The sequence below is a fragment of the Enorma phocaeensis genome (genome assembly GCF_900186505.1).
Classification (GTDB): domain Bacteria; phylum Actinomycetota; class Coriobacteriia; order Coriobacteriales; family Coriobacteriaceae; genus Enorma; species Enorma phocaeensis.
Map to the genome: position 1 here is coordinate 1 of NZ_LT891962.1, position 1,264 is coordinate 1,264.

Genomic DNA, 1,264 nt, shown 5'->3' on the forward strand with positions numbered 1-1,264 from the left:
GCTCGATGGCGTTGTTGGTGCGTATGCGCCTCCAGTGCTCGCGCGGGAACCTCGTGTAGGTCAGGGTCTCCGCGTATCCGTCGCGCACGGCCTTGGCCGCCTCCTTGAGCTTGGATTCCTTGAGCTCGGAAGCGACCTCGAGGGCCTTGGCCTCGGCGGCCTCCCGCGACTCCATCGCGTGGATCGCCTTGAGCATGGCGGCGACCCTCGGGCGCTTGGACTTTGGCACCTTTGAGAGCACGTTGCGGTAGAAGTGCACGGCGCAGCGCTGGTAGGCCGCCCCCGGGAAGACCTCGGCGATGGATCCCACCATGCCGGCGGCCTTGTCGCCGGTGAACATCCTCACGCCGCGGAGGCCGCGCGACTTGAGCCACGAGAGGAACTCCCGCCAGCACTCAGCGGACTCCGTGAACCCCTCCGCGGCGCCTATGACCTCGCGGAAGCCGTCGTCGTTCACGCCTATGGCCACCATCACGGCCACGTTCTCGTAGCTCCCGCCCCGGGATCTCTTGAGGTATATCCCGTCGACGTAGACGTAGGGGTAGGCGCGCTCGAGCGGCCTGTTGCGCCACTCCTCGACCGACGCGAACGCCTTCTCGTTGAGGTTGGAGACAGTCGACGCCGAGACGCTCGAGCCCCAGAGGATCTCGGAGACGTCCTCGATGCGCCTGGTGGAGACGCCCGCGAGGTACATCTCGATCATCGCCTCCTCGACCGAGGTCTCCCGGCGACGGTAGCGCTCGATGATCGCCGTGGTGAACCTCATGCCCTTGAGCTTGGGCATGCGGATCGTGACCTCGCCCGACGTCGTCGTGAGCTGGCGCTCGTAGTGGCCGGAGCGGTACGCCTCGCGCTCGGCGGTGCGCTCGTACCGCTCGGCGCCGACGAGGTCCCCCGCCTCCTCCTCGAGAAGGCCGTTCAGGGTGTCCTCGACGGTCCTCCTCACCAGCTCGCGCGGGTCGGTCTTCAGCGATTCCTCGTTCAATGTTACGATTGGCTCGGGTATGGTCTACCTCCGGCATGTTTCTTTTCTCGACAATCGGAATCATACCGGGGCGGGCCGTGCCCTCCTTCCTATCTGGACGCTATTCCGCTGTCAAAGTGCGCAAGAAATTGTACGTTACCGCTCAATTCCCAATGCACATTCGGGACTGCGGTGGGAATCCTGGACCAAATCCATCCTATGCGACTAGTCCCAAATCCCTTCGGTACTGCATGGGGCTCTTGTAATCCAGGTCGCTCTTGATCCTGATGTCACGATACC

General features: G+C 64.0%; 1 protein-coding gene. It reads right to left on the minus strand.

Annotation, left to right across the window (positions count from 1 at the left end; all coding sequences use genetic code 11):
* Positions 1–1,006: IS256 family transposase (locus C1717_RS00020; protein ID WP_245859315.1), on the minus strand; the 1,006-nt coding region annotated here is incomplete at its 3' end.
* Between the last annotated feature and the right edge of the window lie 258 nt (positions 1,007–1,264).